This is a genomic window from Streptomyces sp. NPDC005496, assembly GCF_042872045.1.
Lineage (GTDB): Bacteria > Actinomycetota > Actinomycetes > Streptomycetales > Streptomycetaceae > Streptomyces.
Window position 1 is genome coordinate 435,292 of record NZ_JBIAJQ010000005.1, and the last position, 24,047, is coordinate 459,338.

Here is a 24,047-nt window from a genome sequence, read left to right on the forward strand (position 1 = left end):
GCCGAACTCGCCGACGCCCCCACCTCCAGGAACCGGGGTTCAGCGGCCCCGCCTACGCCCGGAGCCCGCACGCGCCGGGCTCGCGCGCCGGCGTGCCAGCGCCGTCCATAAGACCAGCGTGAGCACCAGCGCACAGCCCGAGCCGATTCCCGTGGCGGCGACCACCTTCATCGCGGCTTTCCCACCGACTCCGCCGGTGCCGCCGTCCCCGTTGCCGTCGCCGTCGCCGCTCCCGGTACCGCCCGCAGGACCGCTTCCCGCTGCTCCGGACGCCTCGGCGCGGTCCTCCGCGGTGACCTCGAACGCGCCCTCCGGCCGGGCGCTGCCCAGGTAGGCCGGGCCGTCCCCCGCGTCGCCGCGCACCCGCACACGCAGCGTCAGCTGGACCGGACCGTCCCCGAATTTCTCGGCGACCCCGGCACCCAGGTGCACGACGAGGTAGTAGGAACCGGCGAAGCGCATCGCGCTCACCCGGGCGCTGATCGCATGGCGGTTGTCGTACGCGACCGGCGGCAGCACGGGCAACGCGGCCGACCGCCGGCTGCCGCCGTACCCGGAGCCGACGTCCTCGACGAAGCCCCGCACCGGGTTGTAGAGCGCCATGGACAGAGCTGTGCCGACATAGCGGCCGCCGCTGTCCACGCCGCCGAGTTCGGCGTCCGCGTAGACCTGCTGGCCCCAGTCGACGGGCACCTTGTAGAAGAGGGTCTGCCCGGCCTCGATCCCGGTCTGCCAGACGCCCTGGCCGAGCGGAGCGGCGGTGCTGAAGCCGGTACCGCCCGCGCGGCGTCCGGCCTCTCCCAGGAGACCCTCGGGCGGGGCCGAGTCCCAGTTCTCCGGGGCGGCCGTCGCGTCGGCCTTGCCCAGCCTCGGCTCCGTCACGTAGCCGATCTCCAGGTCCCAGTCCTCCGGGGAGGATCCGAGCGGCCCGCTGCGCTCGACGACCGCGTAGTACGTCCCCGGCTCCTGGCACACGTACTTCGTGCGCCCGATCTCACGGGACGCCGCGGCGGCGATCGGGTGCGGGCTCTGGGTGGCACCGATGTGGGCGGACTTGGTGGAGCAGGTGGAACCGTCGGCCTCCTGCACGGTCACCTTGATGCCGTCCGCCGCCGAGACCTCGCTTCCGGGGGCGGGCACGGCCGTGGCGGAGACGTACGCGTTGGAGGCCGCGTCGAGTTCGAGGCGGTAGTAGACCTCGCCGTCCTCGGCTATGGAACTGCGGTACGTCCCACCGGGCTCCAGGCGTGCGGCCCCGGTGATGCCGTCCGCGCCCTCGACCGTCCTCGCGTCCTCGTCGAAGGCGTACGGGTCCGGGTCACCGTCGGAGGGGAGCAGTCGGCCGGCGTGCACAGGGGACGCGGAAACGGCTCCCGCACGGTCACCGGCGCCCTGAGCGGCACCGGCCGGCCACGACGACGGACTCGCCGCCGCCTGTCCCGGCACCACCGCCGTCACGCCCAGGGCCCCCGCCGTGCACAGCACCGCCACCATCGCCACCGGTGTCCGGCCGCGCCGCCCCACCGTGCGCCGCCCCATCCCGCGCCACCCCTCGTCGTATCCCCCGGACCGTGGCCCATCCTGCCGCGCACGCCCCCGCGGCGCCCGCACTCCGGTCAGGAGCGGCCGAAACGAAACTCCCCGGATCACGGCCGGGACCCGGGAACGGTGCCTTCCCCCGTCCCCACACGCCCGATTCAGCCGCCTCGGCGGCCCCGCCCGGCCCGTGACAACACAAAACCCCGACCGTACGAACGGCCGGGGTCTGTTCTGAGACTGGTGTCGCTACTCACGAACCCGTGGGCACGGAGTCAGTCGCCTCCGTCCACAGATCCTGCTCGGCGCGATCCGCCTGGATCTGGCGGTACACGAGGAGCCCGCCGATGGCGGCCAGTGCGACCAGGAGAAGCTTCTTCACCGCGCTACCTCGTCTTTCCTTGACGTAGGGGACCTCTGGCGCCCGACTATACACACCGACCGATACCGATCGGTGACCTGCGTCAGCCCTCAACTCCCGCCCTGCGCAGCCCAGTAGGACCGTGAGGCCGGGCGCGTTCATAGGGTGACAACTCATCACACACTGTGATTTCCCACCGCAGATCCCGGGTTTTCGGGCGTCCTGCGTCCATCCGGGTGGTGTTCATCTGAACATCGACGCGCCACGGGCGTCGGTCCACCACTTCGCGGCGCTCATACACATCATGAGGAAAGTACGCAAATCGCCCAACCCGAAAGTGAGGGGCCATGGCCCAGAACAAGGTCATGAAGCTGTGGATCGCCATCGTCACCGCCTTCCTCGCGGTGTGCACGACGCTCGGACTGATCACGACCGTCGCGGCCGCCGCGGTACCGCAGGCCGAGGCACCGCGCAACACCGGCACCGCAGTGAACGTGCCGACGGCATCCCCCTGGGCCTGGTCCTACAGCCGGTCCCTGCCCCCCACGATGAAGCAGCGCATCCGCGCCGAGGCCCACGGCTCCTCACCGAGCTGCCGCCACCGCGCGACCGACGACGAGGCGGCCGCGGACACGGACGCCCCCTGCGACGCCGACTCCCCTGCCGAGGCCGGTACGGAGCCCCTCACACCCCTCCAGCGCTGAGCCCACGGCACCACCACAAGGCACGCCCCTGACGTAGCGGCGAACTTGCGTACAAAGCCACACAGGGCAGAGGCCCGGCGACTCCTGCGAGTCGCCGGGCCTTCGACGTGTACGGACCCATCGAGTCAGCGCCTCTGTCCCCCGGCCCACCGGACCGCGACGACGGCCAGCGCGGTGATCGCGGCGATCGTGACGAGAATGGCAACCCCGGTGCCCACGCCCATGACTCCGAACATCTGCAACCCCCATGAATCGACCGCAGGCCGCGGTCCCGCTGTGACGTGGGACGACCATGGCACGACGATCAAACCGGCGGCACTCCCACGGCAAAGCCCTGAGCAACTTCTGAGGTTGCCCCCGGCTGCATCCCGAACACGGAAGGCGGCCCGGGACCACTGAGTCGCCAGCCCCGGCGAACCGTCTGATACTGGCTTTATGGCCCAGAAAACCGAGAAACCTCATGGGCCGTCCACCTTGACGGTCAAGGGACGGGACTTCCGGCTGCGTTCCGTCGGCTTCCTCGTGCTCGCAGCCCTCGCCATCTGGTTCATCGCCGCCAACACCAAGTCGGTGACCATCCGGCTCTGGGTCTCCGAGGTCACCCTCCCCCTGTGGATCGTCCTGTCCGTGACGCTCCTCGTCGGCATCCTCCTGGGCCTGCTGATCGCCTACCGCAGGGCCCGCAGGTAGCCGGCGCCTGGATAGACGGTCCCGGCCAGGACCGGCGGCGGGGAGTCGCCAGTCCCTCGACTTCACGAGCCCCGTGGACGCCGAAGACCCCCGATCCATCCGGACCGGGGGTCTTCGTACTGTGGGGCTAACAGGATTTGAACCTGTGGCCTCATCCTTATCAGGGATGCGCTCTAACCAACTGAGCTATAGCCCCGCCGCGCTCTGCGGTGTATGTCCCGCGCGCTGACCTCTGAAGATTAGCGCACGACGCGGCCAGTCCCAAAATCGGTATCCCGGGGCCTGTGGAAGGCCCCGGAGAGCCGCTGCTACTCGTCCTCGGCGAGGGTCAGCTCGACGCCTCCGACGAAGCCCGCGGAGAGGTTGTAGATGAACGCGCCGAGCGTCGCCAGCGCCGTGGCCAGGACGACGTCGATGACCGCGATGATCGTCGTGAACATCAGGACGTGCGGCAGCGACAGGAACGACTGGAGGTCGAAGCCGTTCGACTCGTTGGAGCCGGTGGCCTCGGAGATCGTGCCGCCGACGGTCGAGAAGACGCCCATCGCGTCCATGACCATCCACAGCACCGCGGCCGCGACGATCGTGCAGATGCCGAGCGCGATGGAGAGCAGGAAGCTGACCTTCATCACCGACCACGGGTCGGCCTTGGCCACCCGGAGCCGCGCCTTGCGGGTGCGCGGCGTGGTGCGTGCGCCGGTCCGGGGACGGCGTACCGCGCCCGCCGGGGCCGGCTGGTAGGCCTGCGGCGGGTGGTAGGGGCCGGCGGCGGCCTGCTGCGGCTGGCGTTCCCCCGGGAGCGCGGAGCCGGCGGGCGCCGCCGCCGTGGAGGGAGCCGTGGCGGCCGGTGTGTCCGGGCCCGCTCCGGCCGCGTACTGCTGAGCCTGCGGACCTCGGGTGTCCGTCACAGTTCCCCCCTGGGATCCATGAGAGTCATGGGAGTCGGTCGCATCAGTGGCGGAGCCACGGCCGCCGTCCGTTTCCTTGCCGGTCGTTCCGGCGCCCGTGGCTCCGCTCACGATGACTCACTCCTCGCGCTACTCGGCCGGGGTCTGCTCGCCCTCGTCCGTTCCCGCGGCCGCGACTGCTTCGGCGGTGTCGTCCTCGGCGTCCACGCCGTCGACTTCCTCCGCCTCGCGACCGGCCTCGGCGTTCCGAGCGATACCGACCACGGCATCGCGCTTGCCCAGGTTGATCAGTTGGACGCCCATGGTGTCACGGCCCGTCTCCCTGACCTCGTTGACTCGCGTACGAATCACACCGCCGGACAGCGTGATGGCGAGGATCTCGTCGGTCTCCTCGACCACCAGCGCACCGACGAGGGAGCCGCGGTCCTCGACGATCTTGGCGGCCTTGATGCCCAGGCCACCGCGACCCTGGACGCGGTACTCGTCGACAGCGGTCCGCTTCGCGTACCCGCCGTCCGTAGCAGTGAACACGAACGTACCGGGTCGAACAACATTCATCGAGAGCAGCTCGTCGCCCGCGCGGAAACTCATGCCCTTGACACCCGAGGTGGCACGGCCCATCGGGCGCAAGGCGTCGTCCGTGGCGGTGAACCGGATCGACTGCGCCTTCTTGCTGATCAGAAGCAGATCGTCCTCTGCCGAAACCAGTTCCGCACCGATCAGTTCGTCATCAGAACCGCTCTCCGTCTCACGGAGATTGATCGCGATGACGCCACCCGAACGCGGGGAGTCGTAATCCTTCAGAGACGTCTTCTTGACCAGTCCGCCCTTGGTGGCGAGGACCAGGTAGGGCGCGGCCTCGTAGTCGCGGATCGCCAGGATCTCGGCGATCGCCTCGTCCGGCTGGAAGGCGAGCAGGTTCGCGACGTGCTGTCCGCGCGCCTCACGGCCGGCGTCCGGCAGCTCGTACGCCTTCGCGCGGTAGACCCGGCCCTTGTTCGTGAAGAACAGCAGCCAGTGGTGCGTGGTGGACACGAAGAAGTGGTCGACGATGTCGTCCTGCTTCAGCTTCGTGCCGCGGACGCCCTTGCCGCCGCGCTTCTGCGAGCGGTAGTCCTCGGTCTTGGTCCGCTTGATGTAGCCGCCGCGCGTGATGGTGACGACGATGTCCTCTTCGGCGATCAGGTCCTCCATGGACATGTCGCCGTCGAAGGGGACCAGCTTGGAGCGCCGGTCGTCGCCGAACTTCTCGACGATCGCGTTGAGTTCCTCGCTGATGATGCCGCGCTGGCGCACGGGCGAGGCGAGGATCTCGTTGTACTCGCGGATCTTGGCCTGGAGCTCGTCGTGCTCCTGGATGATCTTCTGGCGCTCCAGGGCGGCCAGTCGGCGCAGCTGCATCTCGAGGATGGCGTTGGCCTGGATCTCGTCGATCTCCAGGAGGCCCATCAGGCCCTCGCGCGCGATGTCGACGGTGTCGCTGCGCCTGATCAGCGCGATGACCTCGTCGATGGCGTCCAGGGCCTTCAGAAGGCCGCGCAGGATGTGCGCGCGCTCCTCGGCCTTGCGCAGCCGGAACTTCGTACGGCGGACGATGACCTCGATCTGGTGCGCCACCCAGTGCCGGATGAACGCGTCCAGCGAGAGGGTGCGCGGCACTCCGTCGACGAGCGCCAGCATGTTGGCGCCGAAGTTCGTCTGGAGGTCGGTGTGCTTGTACAGGTTGTTCAGTACGACCTTGGCGACCGCGTCGCGCTTCAGGACGATGACCAGGCGCTGGCCGGTACGGGACGAGGTCTCGTCGCGGACGTCGGCGATGCCGCCGATCTTGCCGTCCTTCACGAGGTCGGCGATCTTCTGCGCGAGGTTGTCCGGGTTCACCTGGTAGGGGAGTTCCGTGACCACCAGGCACTGGCGGTTCTGGATCTCCTCGACCTCGACGACCGCGCGCATCGTGATGGAGCCGCGACCGGTGCGGTACGCCTCCTCGATGCCCTTGCGGCCCACCACGAGGGCGCCGCTCGGGAAGTCGGGGCCCTTGATGCGCTCGATCAGCGCGTCCAGGAGCTCCTCGTGCGAGGCCTCCGGGTTCTCCAGGTACCACTGGGCGCCGGCCGCGACCTCGCGCAGGTTGTGCGGCGGGATGTTGGTGGCCATGCCGACCGCGATACCGGCGGAGCCGTTGATCAGCAGGTTCGGGAACCGGGCCGGCAGGACGGTCGGCTCCTGGGAGCGGCCGTCGTAGTTGTCCGTGAAGTCGACGGTGTCCTCGTCGATGTCGCGGACCATCTCCATGGACAGCGGCATCATCTTGCACTCGGTGTACCGCATGGCGGCCGCCGGGTCGTTGCCGGGAGATCCGAAGTTGCCGTTGGAGTCCACCAGCGGCATCCGCATCGACCACGGCTGCGCGAGGCGGACCAGCGCGTCGTAGATCGAGGAGTCGCCGTGCGGGTGGTAGTTGCCCATGACGTCGCCGACGACGCGGGCGCACTTGTAGAAGCCCTTCTCGGGCCGGTAGCCGCCGTCGTACATGGCGTACAGGACGCGGCGGTGGACGGGCTTGAGGCCGTCCCGTACGTCGGGCAGCGCGCGCGACACGATGACGGACATCGCGTAGTCGAGGTAGGAGCGCTGCATCTCGGTCTCGAGCCCGACGGGCTCGACGCGCAGGGCGATCTCGCCCTCTTCGTCAGGGATGCTCGGAATGTTCTCGTCGGCCATTGCTGGTGAAGATCCTTTCTGCGGCGGTCAGCTGAGACCGACTCAGATGTCGAGGAAGCGGACGTCCTTGGCGTTGCGCTGGATGAACGCGCGGCGTGCTTCGACGTCCTCGCCCATGAGGACCGAGAACAGGTCGTCGGCCTGGGCGGCGTCGTCCAGCGTGACCTGGCCGAGGACGCGGTGCTCCTGGTCCATCGTCGTGATGCGCAGTTCCTCGGCGTTCATCTCGCCGAGACCCTTGAAGCGCTGGATCGAGTCCTCGCGGACCCGCTTGCCCGCCTGGCGGCCGAGCTCGATCAGGGCGTCGCGCTCGCGGTCCGAGTAGGCGTACTCGAAGTCGTCACGGCCCCACTTGATCTTGTAGAGCGGCGGGCGGGACAGGAACACGTGCCCGGCCTCGACCAGCGGCCGCATGAAGCGGAACAGGAAGGTCAGCAGCAGGGTGTTGATGTGCTGGCCGTCGACGTCGGCGTCCGCCATCAGGATGATCTTGTGATAGCGGAGCTTCTCGATGTCGAAGTCCTCGTGGACTCCGGTGCCGAAGGCGGAGATCAGCGCCTGGATCTCCTGGTTCTGCAGGATCTTGTCGATCCGCGCCTTCTCGACGTTGAGGATCTTTCCGCGGATCGGGAGGATCGCCTGGTACTGCGGGTTGCGGCCGGACTTGGCCGAACCGCCGGCGGAGTCACCCTCGACGATGAAGATCTCGCACTTGGTGGGGTCGTTCGACTGGCAGTCGGAGAGCTTGCCCGGCAGGGAAGCCGACTCCAGCAGGCCCTTGCGGCGGGTGAGGTCGCGGGCCTTGCGGGCCGCCACGCGCGCGGTGGCCGCCTGGATCGACTTGCGGATGATGTCCGCGGCCTCGTTCGGGTTGCGGTCCAGCCAGTCGCTGATGTGCTCGTGGACGACCTTCTGGACGAAGGTCTTCGCCTCGGTGTTGCCCAGCTTGGTCTTGGTCTGGCCCTCGAACTGGGGCTCGCCCAGCTTGATCGAGATGATCGCCGTCAGACCCTCGCGGATGTCGTCGCCCGTGAGGTTGTCGTCCTTCTCGCGCAGCAGCTTCTTGTCGCGCGCGTACCGGTTGATCAGACCCGTCAGAGCGGCCCGGAAGCCCTCTTCGTGCGTGCCGCCCTCGTGCGTGTGGATGGTGTTGGCGAAGGAGTAGACGCCCTCGCTGTAGCCGCTGTTCCACTGCATCGCGACCTCGAGGGAGAGCAGGCGCTCCTTGTCCTCGGCCTCGATGTCGATCACCGTGGGGTGGATGACGTCGCCCTTGCGGGAGTTGAGGTACTTCACGAAGTCGACGATGCCGCCCTCGTAGTGGTACGTGACGGTCTTGACCTCGTCGTTCTCGTCCGCACCCGCCTCGTCCGCACCGGTCACGGCCTTCGCGGAGTCGCGTTCGTCCGTGAGCTTGATCGTCAGGCCCTTGTTGAGGAACGCCATCTCCTGGAAGCGCCGCGACAGCGTCTCGAAGGAGTAGTCCGTGGTCTCGAAGATGTCGCCGTCGGCCCAGAAGGTGACCGAGGTGCCCGTGACGTCGGTCGCCTCGTGCTTGGCCAGCGGGGCCGTCGGGACGCCCAGCTTGTAGTCCTGCGTCCAGCGGTGGCCGTCGGTCCTGACCTCGACGGCGACCTTCGTGGACAGCGCGTTCACGACGGAGACACCCACGCCGTGCAGACCACCGGAGACCGCGTAACCGCCGCCGCCGAACTTGCCGCCCGCGTGCAGCACCGTCAGCACGACCTCGACGGCCGGCTTGCCCTCGGACGGGACGATGCCCACCGGGATGCCGCGGCCGTTGTCCACGACGCGTACGCCGCCGTCGGCGAGGATCGTGACCTCGATCGTGTCCGCGTGACCGGCGAGGGCCTCGTCGACGGAGTTGTCGACGACCTCGTACACGAGGTGGTGGAGGCCGCGCTCACCGGTCGAGCCGATGTACATGCCGGGCCGCTTGCGGACCGCGTCCAGCCCTTCGAGGACGGTGATGGCGCTGGCGTCGTACGCGACGCTCTGGGCCTCAGCTGTGCCGGCGTGTGCCTGTGAGCGGGGCGCCTTACCCTCCTCATCCGTTTCGGTAGCGGCGATGTTCTCGTTGGGGTTGCCGGAATCGGCCACGAAGCGCCCTTTCTGGCACAGCACGAACCAAGCTTCCGGCGGTGGCCGGAGCGGCTGCGGCGTGTTGCGTTGGTAAGCCTGCCTTGCACACCTTTTCCCGAAGCTCCCCGCGAGCGGGGCGGGATTGGCTTCCAGTCTACCGGTAGCGCCGACAGTGATGGGGGTTTGCGGGTACCTGAGTCCGCATGTGCCGCCCTCAACCGGTCTCTCGCGACTCCCCATATGCGGAGCGGGGCTCCAAGAGGCTCACGGAGGCACTCAGCGCTTCCGGGTGTCAACCCCTAGCTACTGACGGGTCAGGTCACCCGTAGGTGTCACCGGGACCGGTGCTCCCAGGGGCGCGCAAGGGGCCGAAACGGCGTGCGGGGCCACCGGGACCGAGCACCTTGATCACCCTCACGGTGCCGTGCCCGAGGTCCTCGTTGAGCCGTGCGACCAGCTGCGGGGCCAGCAGCCGCAGCTGCGTGGCCCAGGCCGTCGAATCGCACTGCACGGTCAGCACGCGCTCGTCCTCGTCGTACTTCTGGGGCACGCAGTGCTTGGCCAGGTCGTCGCCGACGATCTGCGGCCAGCGACCCATCACCCCGCCGACCGCGGCCGGGGCCTCCCAGCCCCGCTCGGTGAGCAGCCGGTTGATCGCGGCGCCGAGCGCCATCGGGTCCCGCCCGTCGGCGCGCGCGCCGGAGCGCAGTCCGCCACCGCGCCGTACATGCTTCTTCTGCTGGGCCGCGTCCCCACGCGCGCGTGCCTGTTCCTTCGCGGCGCGCAGGGCCACGCGCGCGAGGTCGACGCCCGAAGGCTCGGGAATCTTCTTGGCCCCGCCCCCGGACGCATCCCCGGGAACGTCCCCGGCGGCTCCCGGTGTGTTTTCCGTCATACGCGCTCCACCGTGCCCTCCGACACGGCGAACCGCGTCCCGGCGAGGACGCCCGGGACGTCGTCGTCCACCGCGGCCGTCACGAGCACCTGCTCGCCCGGCGCGACCAGTTCGGCGAGCCGCTCGCGCCGACGGGTGTCCAGCTCGGCGAAGACGTCGTCCAGGACGAGCACGGGCTCGTTGCCCTCGGCCCGGAGCAGGTCGTACGAGGCCAGGCGCAGCGCCAGCGCGTACGACCAGGACTCGCCGTGGGAGGCGTACCCCTTCGCGGGCAGCTGGCCGAGCTTGAGGAGCAGCTCGTCGCGGTGGGGGCCCACCAGGGTCACGCCTCGCTCGATCTCCTGCTTGCGGGCCTCCGCGAGGGCGGCCATGAGCTGCTCGTACAGCTCCTCGCGCGCGTGGCCGGTGATGTCGGGGGAGGACGGCTTGTACTCCAGGGCGATCGGGCCGCCGCCGGGTGCCAGCTGCTCGTACGCCTTGTCGGCCAGGGGCTGGATCGCGGCGACCAGGTCGAGGCGCTGGGCGAGCAGTTCGGCACCCACGCGCGCGAGGTGCTGGTCCCACACGTCGAGCGTCGACAGGTCCATGGTCCGGCCGCCGTGCCTGCGGGCGAGGGCGGCCGACTTGAGGAGGGTGTTGCGCTGCCGCAGGACCCGGTCGTAGTCCGAGCGCACGCCCGCCATCCGCGGGGAGCGGGCGGTGATCAGCTCGTCGAGGAAGCGGCGCCGCTCCCCGGGGTCGCCCTTGACCAGCGCGAGGTCCTCGGGCGCGAACAGCACCGTCCGGACGATCCCCAGCACGTCACGGGGTCTGACCTGCGAGGACCTGTTGATGCGGGCGCGGTTCGCCTTGCCTGGGTTCAGCTCCAGCTCGATGAGCTGCTGGCGCTCGCCCTGCCGGACGTTGGCCCGGATGATCGCGCGGTCGGCGCCCATGCGCACCAACGGCGCGTCCGAGGAGACCCGGTGGCTGCCGAGGGTGGCGAGGTAGCCGACCGCCTCGACGAGGTTCGTCTTGCCCTGGCCGTTGGGGCCCACGAACGCGGTGACACCGGCGTCGAGCGGGACCTCCACCTGGGGATACGAGCGGAAGTCGGCCAGCGACAGATGCGTGACGTGCATGGTCGTTCGCCGACCTCCCCCAACGTGGTACTTCGGGTGTTTCCCCCGTGGGCCGGGTCAGTCCCGGCCTCACGGTCGTCCCCCGGTTGTGGACAACCGGGTCGTTCCCCGGGGGCGTCGCCCCCAGGGTGTGGATCAGTTCTTCTCCACGGCGTGGCCGCCGAACTGGTTGCGCAGGGCGGCGATCATCTTCATCTGCGGCGAGTCCTCCTGACGGGAGGCGAAGCGGGCGAACAGCGACGCGGTGATCGCCGGCAGCGGGACCGCGTTGTCGATGGCCGCCTCGACGGTCCAGCGGCCCTCACCGGAGTCCTGGGCGTAGCCCTTGAGCTTGTCCAGGTGCTCGTCGTCGTCCAGGGCGTTGACGGCGAGGTCGAGCAGCCAGGAGCGGATGACCGTGCCCTCCTGCCAGGACCGGAAGACCTCGCGCACGTCGGTGACGGAGTCGACCTTCTCCAGCAGCTCCCAGCCCTCGGCGTAGGCCTGCATCATGGCGTACTCGATGCCGTTGTGGACCATCTTCGCGAAGTGGCCGGCGCCGACCTTGCCCGCGTGCACCGACCCGAAGTCGCCCTCGGGCTTGAGCGCGTCGAAGACCGGCTGCACCTTCGCGACGTCCTCCGCGGCACCGCCGTACATCAGCGCGTAACCGTTCTCCAGGCCCCAGACACCGCCGGAGACTCCGCAGTCGACGAAGCCGATGCCCTTGATGCCCAGCTCGACGGCGTGCTTCTCGTCGTCGGTCCAGCGGGAGTTGCCGCCGTCCACGACGACGTCGCCCGGCTCCAGGAGGGCGGCCAGCTCGTCGATGGTGGACTGGGTCGCGGCACCGGCCGGGACCATCACCCACACCACGCGCGGGCCCTTGAGCCGGCCCACGAGCTCTTCGAGGCTGTGGACATCGGCGACGTCCGGGTTGCGGTCGTATCCGATGACGGTGTGGCCTGCGCGGCGAATCCGCTCGCGCATGTTGCCGCCCATCTTGCCGAGGCCGACGAGACCGAGCTCCATCAGTTGTTCCTTAGGTTTTCGACGTGGCGTGAGAGCACTTTCGTGCCTCGTCCGAGCCTAAACCCGGACGCTCACGCACACCTGTGGGCACAGCCGCTCAGGCGTACGCCCCCACCTGCGGTCTTCGTCTGTCCGCGGGTCAGCCGCTGAGGCGCACCGGCATGATCAGATACTTGTAGGCCTCGTCCGCCTCGGCGTCCACCGCGGGCCTGCCGCTGAGCAGGGCGGGCTTGGTCGAGGTCGTGAAGGAGAGCTGGGCGACGGGCGAGTCGATGGCGCTCAGGCCGTCGAGCAGGAACGTCGGGTTGAAGGCGATCGAGATGTCGTCGCCCTCCAGTTGGGCGTCGACCCTTTCCACAGCCTGTGCGTCGTCGCTGGAGCCGGCCTCCAGGATGAGCACGCCCTGCTCGAAGCTGAGGCGCACCGGGGTGTTCCGCTCGGCGACCAGGGCCACACGCTTGACGGCCTCCACGAAGGGGGCGGTCTCGATGACGGCGATGGAGTTGAACTCCGTCGGGAACAGCGTGCGGTACTTCGGCAGGTCGCCTTCGAGCAGACGGGTGGTCGTACGACGGCCGGCGCCCTCGAAGCCGATGAGCCCCTCGCCCGCGCCGGAGCCGGACAGGGCCAGGATCACGTTGTCGCCGCTCGTGAGGGCCTTGGCGGTGTCCAGGAGCGTCTTGGCGGGCACCAGGGCGACCGCGGAGGCGTCCGGGTTCTCCGGCTTCCACAGGAACTCGCGGACCGCGAAGCGGTAGCGGTCGGTGGAGGCCAGCGTGACGGTGTCGCCCTCGATCTCGATCCGCACACCGGTGAGCACCGGCAGCGTGTCGTCACGGCCGGCGGCGATGGCCACCTGGGCGGCCGCCGAGGCGAAGACCTCGCCGGGGACCGTGCCGGTCGCCGACGGCATCTGGGGCAGCGCCGGGTACTCCTCCACAGGCAGGGTGTGGAGGGTGAAGCGCGAGGAGCCGCAGACCACGGTCGCCCGTACACCGTCTGTGGAGATCTCCACCGGCCGGTTGGGGAGCGCGCGGCAGATGTCGGCGAGGAGGCGGCCGGAGACGAGGACCGTGCCCTCCTCGTCGATCTCGGCGTCCACGGAGACGCGGGCCGAGACCTCGTAGTCGAAGCTCGACAGGCTCAGGGAGCCGTCCTCGGCCTTCAGCAGGAGGCCGGCGAGGACAGGCGCCGGCGGACGGGCCGGGAGGCTGCGTGCCGCCCAGGCCACTGCCTCCGCGAGTACGTCGCGTTCCACCCGGATCTTCACCGTTGCCGCCTCCGTCTGTTGCCGGCGCTCTCGCCCTGCTGGCCTTCGCTGTCTGACTCGGTGTCGTCGGTCCCTGTGACGGGAAGGACACCGGGGACCAGTCTGACGCACCGCACTGACAGTCGGTGCCCCCCTCGGTCAAGTCGTGCCGAGCGGCAGCGGAGCTCCCGACCCCGAGTTGTGCACAGCCCCCACTTCGAAACGGATTCCCAGCTCTCTCTAGTTGGGAGTAGTAGTAGGGGCTGTGGAAACCGTGGATAACCCCGTTTTCGCAGCTCAGACGGCAAATTTTGTCCACCGGCCCTGTGGGCGACGGCGGTGGACAACCGGGGTTCTCTGTGGACGGGGAAAAGTTCTGCACACCCGATGCACAGGCAGGGGGCACTTCTCCCCAACGCCGTCCCCAGTTTTACCCACGTTCCCCACAGGCCAACCAGACACCTTGGTGTGACGCCTTTCACTCGAGACGGTGAGAAGGCGCGCCGCGTTGCCGAACAGTGGACAGGCATGTGGAGAAGCTGGGAGAGGCTGGGGACAAGCGGCCCGGTCCTGTGGGCCGCCGGTGGACAACTTCCTGCACAGCCTGTGGATCATTTCTTCGTCCACAGCCTGTGGAGATCCTTCGTCCACGGATCCACAGCCCCCTGACCTGGCCCGACGGACTTTGGACAGGGTCCCCTGTGGACACCGTCTGGACAACTTCGCGGTCCCCAGGATGTGGACGCGAGAAAGTCCCCACATCTGTGGAGGGCGGCCGTAACCCCGGCCCTATTCGAACAGTGGATGACGGTTGTGCGTCGGTGCACGGGCCGATTTCGGGGGGTGAAAACGCCCTCGGAGGGGCCGCGGGAGGTCCGCGGAACGGTTTTGGAGGCGGTTCGGGAGCCCGGGAGATGCCCCCTGGGGGAACTCCGAAGGCGCGGGAGAACGCTTCCGGGGCGTTCCGGGGATCGGCTGGGACGACTGGGAAGGTCCGCCTATGGAGGTGCGGCCCCGGATCTGGATGAGCGCCTGGGGGAGCCGGCCGAGCCCCCTCCTGGGCGCTGGGGACGCCCGGGGACTGTCCGGGAACGGCGCCCGGGGGCTGTCCCGGGACGGCGAAAGGCGCCCCCGGGGAGAAGACCCGAGAGCGCCCGTGCGGCCGTATCGCTTTGGCGTCAGCCGTTCTTGATGCGGTTCGTGAGCTCGGTGACCTGGTTGTAGATGGAGCGCCGCTCCGCCATCAGCGCGCGGATCTTGCGGTCCGCGTGCATGACGGTCGTGTGGTCACGGCCGCCGAACTGCGCGCCGATCTTCGGCAGCGACAGATCGGTGAGCTCCCGGCAGAGGTACATGGCGATCTGGCGGGCCGTCACCAGGACGCGGCTGCGGGAGGACCCGCACAGGTCGTCCACCGTCAGCCCGAAGTAGTCGGCGGTGGCCGCCATGATGGCCGTCGCAGTGATCTCGGGAGCGGAGTCCTCGCCGCCCGGGATGAGGTCCTTGAGGACGATCTCGGTGAGTCCGAGGTCCACGGGCTGCCGGTTGAGCGACGCGAACGCCGTCACCCGGATCAGCGCGCCCTCCAGTTCGCGGATGTTCCGCGAGATCCGGGACGCGATGAACTCCAGCACCTCCGGCGGGGCGTTGAGCTGCTCCTGCACCGCCTTCTTGCGGAGGATCGCGATACGCGTCTCCAGCTCGGGCGGCTGGACGTCCGTGATCAGACCCCACTCGAAGCGGTTGCGCAGTCGGTCCTCCAGGGTCACCAGCTGCTTGGGGGGCCGGTCCGAGGACAGCACGATCTGCTTGTTCGCGTTGTGGAGCGTGTTGAAGGTGTGGAAGAACTCCTCCTGCGTCGACTCCTTGTCCGCGAGGAACTGGATGTCGTCGACCAGCAGGATGTCCATCTCGCGGTACCGCTTGCGGAAGCTGTCGCCCTTGCCGTCGCGGATCGAGTTGATGAACTCGTTGGTGAACTCCTCCGAGCTCACGTACCGCACGCGCGTGCCGGGGTACAGGCTGCGGGCGTAGTGCCCGATCGCGTGCAGCAGGTGCGTCTTGCCGAGGCCCGACTCCCCATAGATGAAGAGCGGGTTGTACGCCTTCGCGGGCGCCTCGGCGACGGCGACCGCGGCGGCGTGCGCGAAGCGATTCGAGGCGCCGATGACGAAGGTGTCGAAGAGGTACTTCGGGTTGAGGCGCGCGGTGGGCTCGCCGGGACCCGCCGCCGGCGCCGGCTGGGCGGCCAGCGGACCGGGTGCGCCGCTCGCCGCGGGCAGCGAGGAGCCGACCGAGCCACCGCGGTGCACATGGCCGGAGGGCGACTGCGGCTCCTGGAGGTCGCGCCGGTCGAGGTCGCGACGGCCGTCGCGCGGCTCGTAGTCCTGGCGCTGCTGCTCGTAGGGCGGGCGGTCCATCGCCTGGGGGCGGTAGTCCTGCGAGGGCGACGCGTACGGGTCGCGGTCGGGGAAGCCGAGCCGCTGCTGCTGCCACCCGTAGTCGTCCTGCGACGGACGCGGCCAGGCGCCCGGCTCCGGGCGCTGGTAGTCCGGGTAGGCGGGGCGGGCGGTCGGCAGGTGGTCGCCGGGACCCTGCGGCAGCTGCTCGGGGCGGCCGGACCGGTGGTCGTCGGCGCGGTGCCGCCCGTAGCGCTCGTAGCCGTCGCGGTTGTCCCGGTTGTCCCGGTTGTCGTAAGGATTCCGCTCGTCGCGGCCCTGGTCGTAGCCGTCCCGGCTGTCACGCGAGTGCCGGCCGCCCTGGCTGTGCCCGTCACGGGGATCACGGCTGTCACGTGCGTCACGGCCGTCCCGTGTGTCACGTGCCGGGCCGTCGTACCCCTCGCGCCCGTCGCGGCCCTGGCCGTCGTACGGATCACGTCCCTGGTCGGGACCGGCGGGGAGCTCGGACTCCTCGTAGCGGGGGGGCGCGGGCGGGCCGGAGGGCTCGCCCGCGGAGTCGTCGACCGTGATCGCGATGCGGATCGGCCGGCCGCACTCGCGGCTCAGCGTCTCACTGACGACAGGGGCGAGCCGGCCTTCGAGTACGCCCTTCGCGAACTCGTTCGGAACCGCGAGCAGCGCCGTGTCCGCGACGAGGGCCAGGGGCTGACAGCGCTTGATCCAGTGCTCGTCCTTCGCCTCCACACCCTGCCCGCGGCCCTCACCGAGAAGTTGTTCCAGTACTCGTGGCCACACTGCGGCAAGATCGGCAGGTACGTCAGCCACAGGGCACGCTCTCTCACGGGTCCCACGAACGTGTGGTTCTGGGAACAGGTCGGGATGTAACTCGGGTGGGGCAGGGGGGAACGAATCAGATGGCGCAGGGAGAAGGGAACGAATCGGAGTTCGGCCACGGTAGTCAGGGCGACCCATGCGGTTCAAGTTGTTGTCCCCAGCCTGTGGACAGTGTCCCCTGCGAGAGGCTGGTTTGACCGGATGGCGTAACCGCGCGTACCGTAACCAGGTCGAGTTGTCGATGGCTGCTGCCGCCTGCCTCCGATGGGCACAGGTCACGTTCAGTGATCGGGAAGCGGTGCACTCGGGCGTAATACGAGCTACTCGTGGGCGCACGGTGACAGCCAGGACGGCACCCCGCCACCACCGATTCTTTCTGGAGCCCCCGAGTGAGCAAGCGCACCTTCCAGCCGAACAACCGTCGTCGCGCCAAGACCCACGGCTTCCGCCTGCGGATGCGCACCCGTGCCGGCCGCGCGATTCTCGCGAACCGTCGTGGCAAGGGTCGCGCGAGCCTGTCCGCCTGATCACTTAACAGGTCATGACGTGCTGCCTACCGAGCATCGGCTGAGGCGGCGCGAGGACTTCGCGACCGCGGTACGCCGAGGACGCCGGGCCGGACGCCCGCTTCTCGTCGTCCATCTACGTAGCGGTGCAACGGACCCGCACGCGCCTGGGGAGAGCGCTCCCCCGGTGCGTGCGGGTTTCGTTGTCAGCAAGGCCGTGGGCGGGGCGGTCGTACGCAACAAGGTGAAGCGCAGGCTTCGCCATCTGATGCGGGACCGAGTGGCCCTGTTGCCCCCCGGTAGCCTGGTAGTAGTACGAGCGCTGCCCGGTGCGGGCGACGCCGACCATGCACAGCTGGCCCGAGACCTGGATGCCGCCCTGGAGCGGCTGCTGGGAGGGGGCGCGCGATGAAGTACCCGCTGCTGGCGCTGATCAAGCTGTACCAGTGGACCATCAGCCCGCTGCTCGGGCCGGTGTGCAAGTACTACCCGTCGTGCTCCCACTACGGCTACCAGGCCATCGACCGGCATGGTGCGGTCAAGGGAACGGCACTCACCGCCTGGCGCATCCTCCGGTGCAATCCGTGGTCGCTGGGCGGTGTGGACCATGTTCCGCAGCGCAAGCGTCCGCGGTGGCACGAGATGATCCGCAACGCCTGGCGTGCACGCAAGGGCGGGACCTCCGCCGCCGAACCGGCCATCGAAGGGCATGGCATGTCCGACCATCCCTCGAGCCCGGCCGCCGAGACCCCGTCCCATGCTCAAGGAGCCTGATTAGTGGACACGATTGCCAGTCTCTTCAGCTTCATCACGACACCCGTTTCCTGGGTCATCGTCCAGTTCCACTCCGTGTACGGAAAGCTCTTCGGGGCCGACACGGGCTGGGCCTGGGGCCTGTCCATCGTGTCCCTGGTGATCCTGATCCGTATCTGCCTGATCCCGCTCTTCGTGAAGCAGATCAAGGCGACCCGGGCGATGCAGACGCTGCAGCCCGAGATGAAGAAGATCCAGGAGCGCTACAAGAACGACAAGCAGCGCCAGTCCGAAGAGATGATGAAGCTGTACAAGGAGTCGGGTACCAACCCGCTCTCCTCGTGCCTTCCCATCCTGGCGCAGTCGCCGTTCTTCTTCGCCCTGTACCACGTGCTCAACGGCATCGCGACCGGCAAGACGATCGGCGTCATCGACGATCAGCTGCTGGAGAGCGCCCGTAAGGCGCACATCTTCGGTGCCCCGCTCGCGGCGAAGTTCACGGACGGCGCGGAGAAGGTCTCCTCCCTCGGCGCCACCCTGACCGATGTCCGGGTCGTGACCGCGGTCATGATCGTCATGATGTCCGCGTCGCAGTTCTACACGCAGCGCCAGCTGATGACGAAGAACGTCGACACCACGGTGAAGACGCCGTTCATGCAGCAGCAGAAGATGCTGATGTACGTCTTCCCGGTCATGTTCGCCGTCTTCGGCATCAACTTCCCGGTCGGTGTCCTCGTCTACTGGCTGACCACCAACGTGTGGACCATGGGCCAGCAGATGTTCGTCATCCGCAACAACCCGACCCCGGGCAGCAAGGCCCAGGCCGCCTACCTCGAGCGCCTGCAGAAGCACGTGGTCAGCCACGGCAAGATCCGCCGGCGCGGCGAGAAGGCCATCGTCAAGGCCATCGTCGCCAAGGGCCGTGACCGCAACGAGTTCGAGCGGAAGTTCATCAACAGCCTGACGAAGGCGGGCCTCGCGGCCCAGGCCGACGGCACGGTGGCGAAGAGCGACACCGCGACCGTCGTGGAGACCGAGGACGGCACCACGACGACCGTCGCCGCCACGCCAAAGCGCCAGCAGCCGAAGCGGCAGTCGAAGTCCCAGCGTGCCTCGGCCGCGGCCAAGGCAGCGGCCGAGGCCGAGCCGAAGACCTCGCTGACCAAGTCCGACCAGCCGCAGGACGCCGCGCCCGGCACCGCCAAGCCGGCAGGTGGCGCGACCCAGCCCGGCACCGGTACCCGCAGCAAAGCCCAGTCCGGGCGCAAGGGTCCGCAGCGGCCCAAGTCCCCGTCCAAGAAGTAAGAAGGAGTCCATCCCGTGACGGAAGGCACCACCTCCGCCGCCGCCGAGGGCGACACCCTGAGCCGTCTGGAGCAGGAGGGCGAGATCGCGGCGGACTACCTCGAAGGTCTGCTCGACATCGCCGATCTCGACGGTGACATCGACATGGACGTCGAGGCCGACCGCGCCGCTGTCTCGATCATCAGCGACGCCGGCGGCCGTGACCTGCAGAAGCTGGTCGGCCGGGACGGCGAGGTGCTGGAGGCCCTCCAGGAGCTCACGCGCCTGGCCGTGCACCGGGAGACCGGCGACCGCAGCCGCCTGATGCTGGACATCGGGGGTTACCGCGCGAAGAAGCGTGAGGAGCTCTCCGAGATCGGCGCCAAGGCCGCGGCTGACGCCCGGAACTCCGGCCAGCCCGTGAAGCTGGACCCGATGACGCCCTTCGAGCGCAAGGTGGTCCACGACGCGGTCAAGACCGCGGGCCTGCGCAGCGAGTCCGAGGGCGAGGAGCCGGAGCGCTTCGTCGTCGTGCTTCCCGCCTGATCGGTACGTACGTTTCTCCGGCCCCGTCTGTTGCGCAGACGGGGCCGAGCTTTGTCAGCCTGGTAGTCCCCGACAGCTGCGGTCCCGGCAGCTGTAGTCCCTGATAGTCCTGGAAGTCAGCGCTCAGTGCGCTTATGCGGTACGGAAGGACGGTCCCCGTGACGGAGGCAGCGGAGCTCCCCCCTACGCCCGAGGAGGCGCGCGCCGTATTCGGCGATCGCTTCGCGGACGCGGTCCGGTACGCGGAGCTGCTGGCCGAGGCGGGAGTGCAGCGCGGGCTGATCGGCCCTCGCGAGGTGCCCCGCCTGTGGGAGCGCCACCTGCTGAACTGCGCGGTGCTCTCGGAGGTCGTCCCTGAGGGCGTGACCGTCTGCGACGTCGGCTCCGGTGCCGGTCTGCCCGGTATCCCCCTGGCACTCGTCCGTGAGGACCTCAAGATCACGCTGCTCGAACCGCTTCTGCGTCGGACCACCTTCCTCACCGAGGTGGTCGAGCTGCTCGGCCTCGATCACGTGACGGTCGTGCGGGGTCGGGCCGAGGAGGTCATGGGGAAGCTGCCCCCGGTCCATGTGGTGACCGCTCGCGCCGTGGCGCCGCTGGACCGGCTGGCGACGTGGGGCATCCCTCTGCTGCGGCCGTACGGCGAGATGCTGGCCCTCAAGGGGGACACGGCCGAGGAGGAGCTCAAGAGCGCCGCGACGGCACTGAGCAAGCTGGGTGCCGTCGGGACGTCCATCCTCCATGTGGGCGACGGCGTCGTGGACCCCCTCTCCACCGTGGTGCGGGTGGAGGTAGGGGAGAGCCCGGGCGGGGTGCGCTTCGCGGCGAAGCGTGCCAAGGCGGCTAGGACCACCCGCACGCGACGTCGCCGCTGACGTCTGCCCGTCGCTCGAAATGCCTCGACTCTCGGCTCCGCCCCGGCGGAGCCGAGAGTTTTTTTTGTCACGTCAGGGCTTTCTCCCTGTTGATCCGTCCTGACGACGAGCCGTACTCCACACAAGCTGCCAAACCTACCCATACCGGAGTGTCGCGCCGATATGGCGGCGGTCGCTAGGCATCTTGTTTCACGTGAAACGTCGCTCACTGCTGCACGGCATCATCAGTCGCGGCCGCGCCGCGGCCGAACCCCGCGATCGGAAACCCCTCGGTTCACTCGAAGAGACTGCGGAGTTGTCCACAGAGGTGGATTTCTCCACAGAACCACGGGCCTCGCTGGTTCACGACCCCGAAGACATGGGAGGCTCTGTTCATTGCGAGCCTGAAGTCGAGGAGAGTGAATCCTTGCGGTCCGACGCCAACATCGCGGGACCGATGACCGATCCGGTCCCCGGTCCCCGTACCGAGTCGATGGGGGACGATGTTTCACGTGAAACACCGCCCCCGATGGACGACACTCCCATCGGTCGTGCTGCCCAACTGGCAGTGGAGGCTCTTGGCCGTGCCGGCGAAGGCCTGCCACGGCCGGAGCAGACACGCGTCATGGTGGTCGCCAACCAGAAGGGCGGGGTGGGTAAGACCACGACCACGGTCAACCTGGCCGCGTCGCTCGCCCTGCACGGCAGCCGCGTCCTGGTGATCGACCTCGACCCTCAGGGCAACGCCTCCACCGCGCTCGGCATCGACCATCACGCCGAAGTGCCGTCGATCTACGACGTGCTGATCGACAGCAGGCCGCTTTCCGAGGTCGTCCAGCCGGTCCCGGATGTCGAGGGACTCTTCTGTGCGCCCGCCACCATCGATCTCGCCGGTGCGGAGATCGAGCTGGTGTCCCTGGTGGCACGGGAGAGCAGGCTGGAGCGGGCGATCCAGGCCTACGAGCAGCCGCTGGACTACATCCTCATCGACTGCCCGCCGTCCCTCGGTCTGCTGACGGTCAACGCTCTGGTGGCCGGAGCGGAAGTCCTGATCCCGATCCAGTGCGAGTACTACGCGCTGGAAGGCCTCGGACAGCTCCTGCGCAACGTCGATCTGGTGCGGGGCCACCTCAACCCGAACCTGCACGTGTCGACCATCCTGCTCACCATGTACGACGGCCGGACCCGGCTGGCGTCCCAGGTCGCGGACGAGGTACGCAGCCACTTCGGCGACGAGGTGCTGCGGACGAGCATCCCGCGCTCGGTCCGTATCTCGGAGGCCCCCAGCTACGGGCAGACGGTGCTGACCTACGATCCAGGATCGAGCGGTGCCCTCTCCTATCTGGAGGCGGCGCGGGAAATCGCGTTGCGCGGCGTCGGACTTGCTTACGACGCGCAGCATGCCCACGTGGGCGCACAGAACGGTCAGAACATGGTGGAGGGGATCCAGTGAGCGAGCGACGGAGGGGGTTGGGCCGAGGTCTCGGCGCACTGATCCCTGCTGCCCCCACAGGGGAAAAGATGACGGCCCCGGCTGCGAGTGGCGCGTCCACTTCGCCGACGTCCGTACCGGTACTCACCGCCGAGCGCGGAATCGCGGCGGCCAAGGTGGCCACGCTTCCTCCTGTTTCACGTGAAACAGAGGAGCTGCCCACATACACGACCGTGGAGGCGCCGGCCGAGCCGGTCGGTGCCCACTTCGCCGAACTGCCGCTCGACTCGATCACTCCGAACCCGCGGCAGCCCCGTGAGGTCTTCGACGAGGACGCTCTCGCCGAGCTGGTCACCTCCATCAAGGAGGTCGGTCTGCTCCAGCCGGTCGTCGTGCGCCAGGTGGGACCGGCGCGCTACGAGCTCATCATGGGTGAGCGGCGCTGGAGGGCCTGCCGGGAGGCCGGGCTCGAGGCGATCCCGACGATCGTGCGGGCCACGGACGACGAGAAGCTTCTCCTGGACGCGCTGCTGGAGAACCTGCACCGGGCTCAGCTGAACCCGCTGGAGGAGGCGGCCGCCTACGACCAGCTCCTCAAGGACTTCAACTGCACCCACGACCAGCTCGCGGACCGCATCGGCCGGTCGCGCCCGCAGGTCTCCAACACCCTGCGTCTGCTGAGACTCTCCCCCTCGGTCCAGAAGCGGGTGGCGGCCGGCGTGCTGTCCGCAGGACACGCCCGCGCTCTGCTCTCCGTCGACGACTCGGAGGAGCAGGACCGCCTCGCCCACCGGATCGTTGCCGAGGGGCTGTCGGTGCGAGCCGTCGAGGAGATCGTCACCCTCATGGGGTCGCGGCCGCAGACCGCACCGCGCTCCAAGGGGCCGCGGGCCGGGGCCGTGCTCTCCCCAGCACTGAGCGACCTCGCGACGCGGCTCTCGGACCGCTTCGAGACACGGGTGAAGGTCGACCTGGGGCAGAAGAAGGGCAAGATCACCGTCGAGTTCGCCTCGGTCGAGGACTTGGAGCGAATCCTCGGTAGCCTCGCCCCCGGGGTCGGCCCCGTCCTGCAGAAGAGCCTCCTGGACGACGACGCCGAGGAGACCGAAAGCTAGTCGGCGGGCGGTGGAACGTCACTCCACCACCTGAGCGGGCCGTGTCCGGTGTGTACCGGAAGACGGCCCGCTCTTTGCTTTCTGGCGGTATCTATGGAATCGCATCGTGGATACGATGCGAACGGGTATGGCGCATCCACCTGGCAGCACCTCATCGGGGAGGCGGGGGCCATGCAAACCGTGAGCCGTTCCGGTCTGGTGACTGCCGGCCTGGGCCTGGGAGCGGTCGGCGGATTCGTCGGCAGCCTGCTCAGGGAGCGAAGCGCTCTGACAGCCGCCCGCGAAGCAGCGGGCGAAGGAAGCGAGGAACTGCCTTCATGGGGCGTCGGCTCGTACCGCTCACGCTGGACAACCTTCCGGACCTCCCCCAGCGCTGTCGCTCGTGCGTCTTCTGGGAACTGGACCCCGTCAGCGGCGAAGCCGCGATAAAGGCGGGCACCCCGGCACTGGAGAAGGAAGCCTGGATCTCGTCCGTCCTGCTGGACTGGGGATCGTGCGGCCGGGTCGTCTACGTGGACGATCAACCGGTCGGCTTCGTGATGTACGCGCCGCCTGCGTATGTCCCTCGTTCCACAGCCTTCCCGACCAGCCCCGTCTCGCCGGACGCGGTCCAGCTGATGACCGCCTTCATCCTCCCGGCGTATCAGGGGCAGGGCCTCGGCCGGGTGATGGTCCAGACGGTCGCCAAGGATCTGCTGCGTCGCAACTTCAAGGCGATCGAGGCTTTCGGGGACGCGCGCTGGGAAGAGCCGGCCTGCGTGCTCCCCGCCGATCACCTCCTGGCCGTCGGCTTCAAGACCGTGCGGCCGCATCCCCGGTACCCGAGGATGCGACTGGAGCTGCGTACGACGCTCTCCTGGAAGGAAGACGTGGAGCTGGCGCTCGACCGTCTGTTGGGGGCCGTACAGAAGGAACCCGCGCTGCGACCGCTGTGAGCGGCGCAGCCCTCCGCGCCCGCACATGCGAATGGGCCAACCTCGGGAGGTTGGCCCATTCGTGTTTCACGTGAAACATCACCG

The 24,047-nt window shown here is 68.9% G+C and carries 21 protein-coding genes and 1 tRNA gene; 11 read left to right on the forward strand and 11 right to left on the reverse strand.

Annotated elements, in window-relative coordinates:
* Positions 1 to 39 precede the first annotated feature (39 nt).
* Positions 40 to 1,539 (reverse strand): hypothetical protein, encoded by a 1,500-nt coding sequence (locus ACFYQQ_RS18040; protein WP_388904834.1) that lies wholly within the window; start codon positions 1,537 to 1,539, stop codon positions 40 to 42.
* A gap of 250 nt (positions 1,540 to 1,789) precedes the next feature.
* A complete protein-coding gene (locus ACFYQQ_RS18045; RefSeq protein WP_003999697.1) occupies positions 1,790 to 1,918 on the reverse strand; it encodes a DLW-39 family protein in 129 nt (42 codons plus the stop codon).
* Positions 1,919 to 2,244: 326 nt separating this feature from the next.
* On the opposite strand from ACFYQQ_RS18045, the gene ACFYQQ_RS18050 reads away from it, so the two are divergent.
* Together ACFYQQ_RS18050 and ACFYQQ_RS18055 are read left to right on the forward strand one after the other, a co-directional pair.
* A complete protein-coding gene (locus ACFYQQ_RS18050) occupies positions 2,245 to 2,601 on the forward strand; it encodes a DUF6344 domain-containing protein (RefSeq protein WP_355783096.1) in 357 nt (118 codons plus the stop codon).
* A gap of 435 nt (positions 2,602 to 3,036) precedes the next feature.
* On the forward strand, positions 3,037 to 3,291 hold the full coding sequence (locus ACFYQQ_RS18055) for a lipopolysaccharide assembly protein LapA domain-containing protein (RefSeq protein WP_355783099.1): 255 nt from the start codon (positions 3,037 to 3,039) through the stop codon (positions 3,289 to 3,291).
* A 122-nt stretch (positions 3,292 to 3,413) separates the two neighbouring features.
* Here the strand turns inward: ACFYQQ_RS18055 and ACFYQQ_RS18060 are convergent.
* The 9 genes from ACFYQQ_RS18060 to dnaA all read right to left on the reverse strand — a co-directional run bounded on the left by ACFYQQ_RS18060 (position 3,414) and on the right by dnaA (position 16,529).
* A tRNA-Ile gene (locus ACFYQQ_RS18060) sits at positions 3,414 to 3,487 on the reverse strand.
* A 112-nt stretch (positions 3,488 to 3,599) separates the two neighbouring features.
* Positions 3,600 to 4,310 carry a DUF3566 domain-containing protein gene (locus ACFYQQ_RS18065; RefSeq protein ID WP_355783101.1) on the reverse strand — a complete coding sequence of 237 codons (711 nt, stop codon included), beginning with the start codon at positions 4,308 to 4,310 and terminating at the stop codon, positions 3,600 to 3,602.
* A gap of 18 nt (positions 4,311 to 4,328) precedes the next feature.
* Positions 4,329 to 6,923, reverse strand: coding sequence for a DNA gyrase subunit A (gene gyrA / locus ACFYQQ_RS18070; RefSeq protein WP_355783104.1), 2,595 nt, complete (start codon positions 6,921 to 6,923; stop codon positions 4,329 to 4,331).
* A 42-nt stretch (positions 6,924 to 6,965) separates the two neighbouring features.
* Positions 6,966 to 9,068 carry a DNA topoisomerase (ATP-hydrolyzing) subunit B gene (gyrB, locus tag ACFYQQ_RS18075; RefSeq protein WP_355783107.1) on the reverse strand — a complete coding sequence of 701 codons (2,103 nt, stop codon included), beginning with the start codon at positions 9,066 to 9,068 and terminating at the stop codon, positions 6,966 to 6,968.
* 277 nt (positions 9,069 to 9,345) lie between these two features.
* Entirely contained in the window at positions 9,346 to 9,921 is a 576-nt protein-coding gene (locus ACFYQQ_RS18080; RefSeq protein ID WP_355783110.1) for a DciA family protein, read from the reverse strand.
* Positions 9,918 to 11,042, reverse strand: coding sequence for a DNA replication/repair protein RecF (gene recF, locus ACFYQQ_RS18085; protein WP_355783113.1), 1,125 nt, complete (start codon positions 11,040 to 11,042; stop codon positions 9,918 to 9,920). Before recF ends, ACFYQQ_RS18080 begins: the two co-directional genes overlap by 4 nt.
* A gap of 135 nt (positions 11,043 to 11,177) precedes the next feature.
* The gene (gnd, locus tag ACFYQQ_RS18090) at positions 11,178 to 12,053 is read right to left on the reverse strand and encodes a phosphogluconate dehydrogenase (NAD(+)-dependent, decarboxylating) (RefSeq protein WP_356238090.1); all 876 of its coding nucleotides are present in this window, start codon (positions 12,051 to 12,053) and stop codon (positions 11,178 to 11,180) included.
* Between the two features lie 139 nt (positions 12,054 to 12,192).
* Positions 12,193 to 13,323 carry a DNA polymerase III subunit beta gene (dnaN, locus tag ACFYQQ_RS18095; RefSeq protein WP_356163689.1) on the reverse strand — a complete coding sequence of 377 codons (1,131 nt, stop codon included), beginning with the start codon at positions 13,321 to 13,323 and terminating at the stop codon, positions 12,193 to 12,195.
* Positions 13,324 to 14,480: 1,157 nt separating this feature from the next.
* Positions 14,481 to 16,529, reverse strand: coding sequence for a chromosomal replication initiator protein DnaA (dnaA, locus tag ACFYQQ_RS18100; RefSeq protein WP_388904835.1), 2,049 nt, complete (start codon positions 16,527 to 16,529; stop codon positions 14,481 to 14,483).
* Between the two features lie 398 nt (positions 16,530 to 16,927).
* On the opposite strand from dnaA, the gene rpmH reads away from it, so the two are divergent.
* The 9 genes from rpmH to ACFYQQ_RS18145 all read left to right on the forward strand — a co-directional run bounded on the left by rpmH (position 16,928) and on the right by ACFYQQ_RS18145 (position 23,963).
* Positions 16,928 to 17,065, forward strand: coding sequence for a 50S ribosomal protein L34 (gene rpmH, locus ACFYQQ_RS18105; protein WP_006381191.1), 138 nt, complete (start codon positions 16,928 to 16,930; stop codon positions 17,063 to 17,065).
* A gap of 19 nt (positions 17,066 to 17,084) precedes the next feature.
* A complete protein-coding gene (gene rnpA, locus ACFYQQ_RS18110) occupies positions 17,085 to 17,456 on the forward strand; it encodes a ribonuclease P protein component (protein WP_355792493.1) in 372 nt (123 codons plus the stop codon).
* Positions 17,453 to 17,818, forward strand: a complete 366-nt coding sequence (gene yidD, locus ACFYQQ_RS18115; RefSeq protein ID WP_355792496.1) for a membrane protein insertion efficiency factor YidD — start codon at positions 17,453 to 17,455, stop codon at positions 17,816 to 17,818. Before rnpA ends, yidD begins: the two co-directional genes overlap by 4 nt.
* 3 nt (positions 17,819 to 17,821) lie before the next feature.
* Complete coding sequence (gene yidC / locus ACFYQQ_RS18120; RefSeq protein ID WP_355792499.1) at positions 17,822 to 19,102, forward strand: membrane protein insertase YidC; 1,281 nt, start codon at positions 17,822 to 17,824, stop codon at positions 19,100 to 19,102.
* Positions 19,103 to 19,117: 15 nt separating this feature from the next.
* A complete protein-coding gene (locus tag ACFYQQ_RS18125) occupies positions 19,118 to 19,627 on the forward strand; it encodes a R3H domain-containing nucleic acid-binding protein (protein WP_355792502.1) in 510 nt (169 codons plus the stop codon).
* A 158-nt stretch (positions 19,628 to 19,785) separates the two neighbouring features.
* Positions 19,786 to 20,502 carry a 16S rRNA (guanine(527)-N(7))-methyltransferase RsmG gene (gene rsmG / locus ACFYQQ_RS18130; RefSeq protein ID WP_355780493.1) on the forward strand — a complete coding sequence of 239 codons (717 nt, stop codon included), beginning with the start codon at positions 19,786 to 19,788 and terminating at the stop codon, positions 20,500 to 20,502.
* A 358-nt stretch (positions 20,503 to 20,860) separates the two neighbouring features.
* Positions 20,861 to 21,934, forward strand: coding sequence for a ParA family protein (locus ACFYQQ_RS18135; protein ID WP_355780496.1), 1,074 nt, complete (start codon positions 20,861 to 20,863; stop codon positions 21,932 to 21,934).
* Positions 21,931 to 23,028, forward strand: coding sequence for a ParB/RepB/Spo0J family partition protein (locus tag ACFYQQ_RS18140; protein ID WP_355780491.1), 1,098 nt, complete (start codon positions 21,931 to 21,933; stop codon positions 23,026 to 23,028). The genes ACFYQQ_RS18135 and ACFYQQ_RS18140 overlap by 4 nt, the downstream gene beginning before the upstream one ends.
* Before the next feature lie 317 nt (positions 23,029 to 23,345).
* Positions 23,346 to 23,963: a GNAT family N-acetyltransferase gene (locus ACFYQQ_RS18145; protein WP_355780488.1), complete on the forward strand. Its 618-nt coding sequence runs from the start codon at positions 23,346 to 23,348 to the stop codon at positions 23,961 to 23,963.
* Positions 23,964 to 24,047 lie beyond the last annotated feature (84 nt).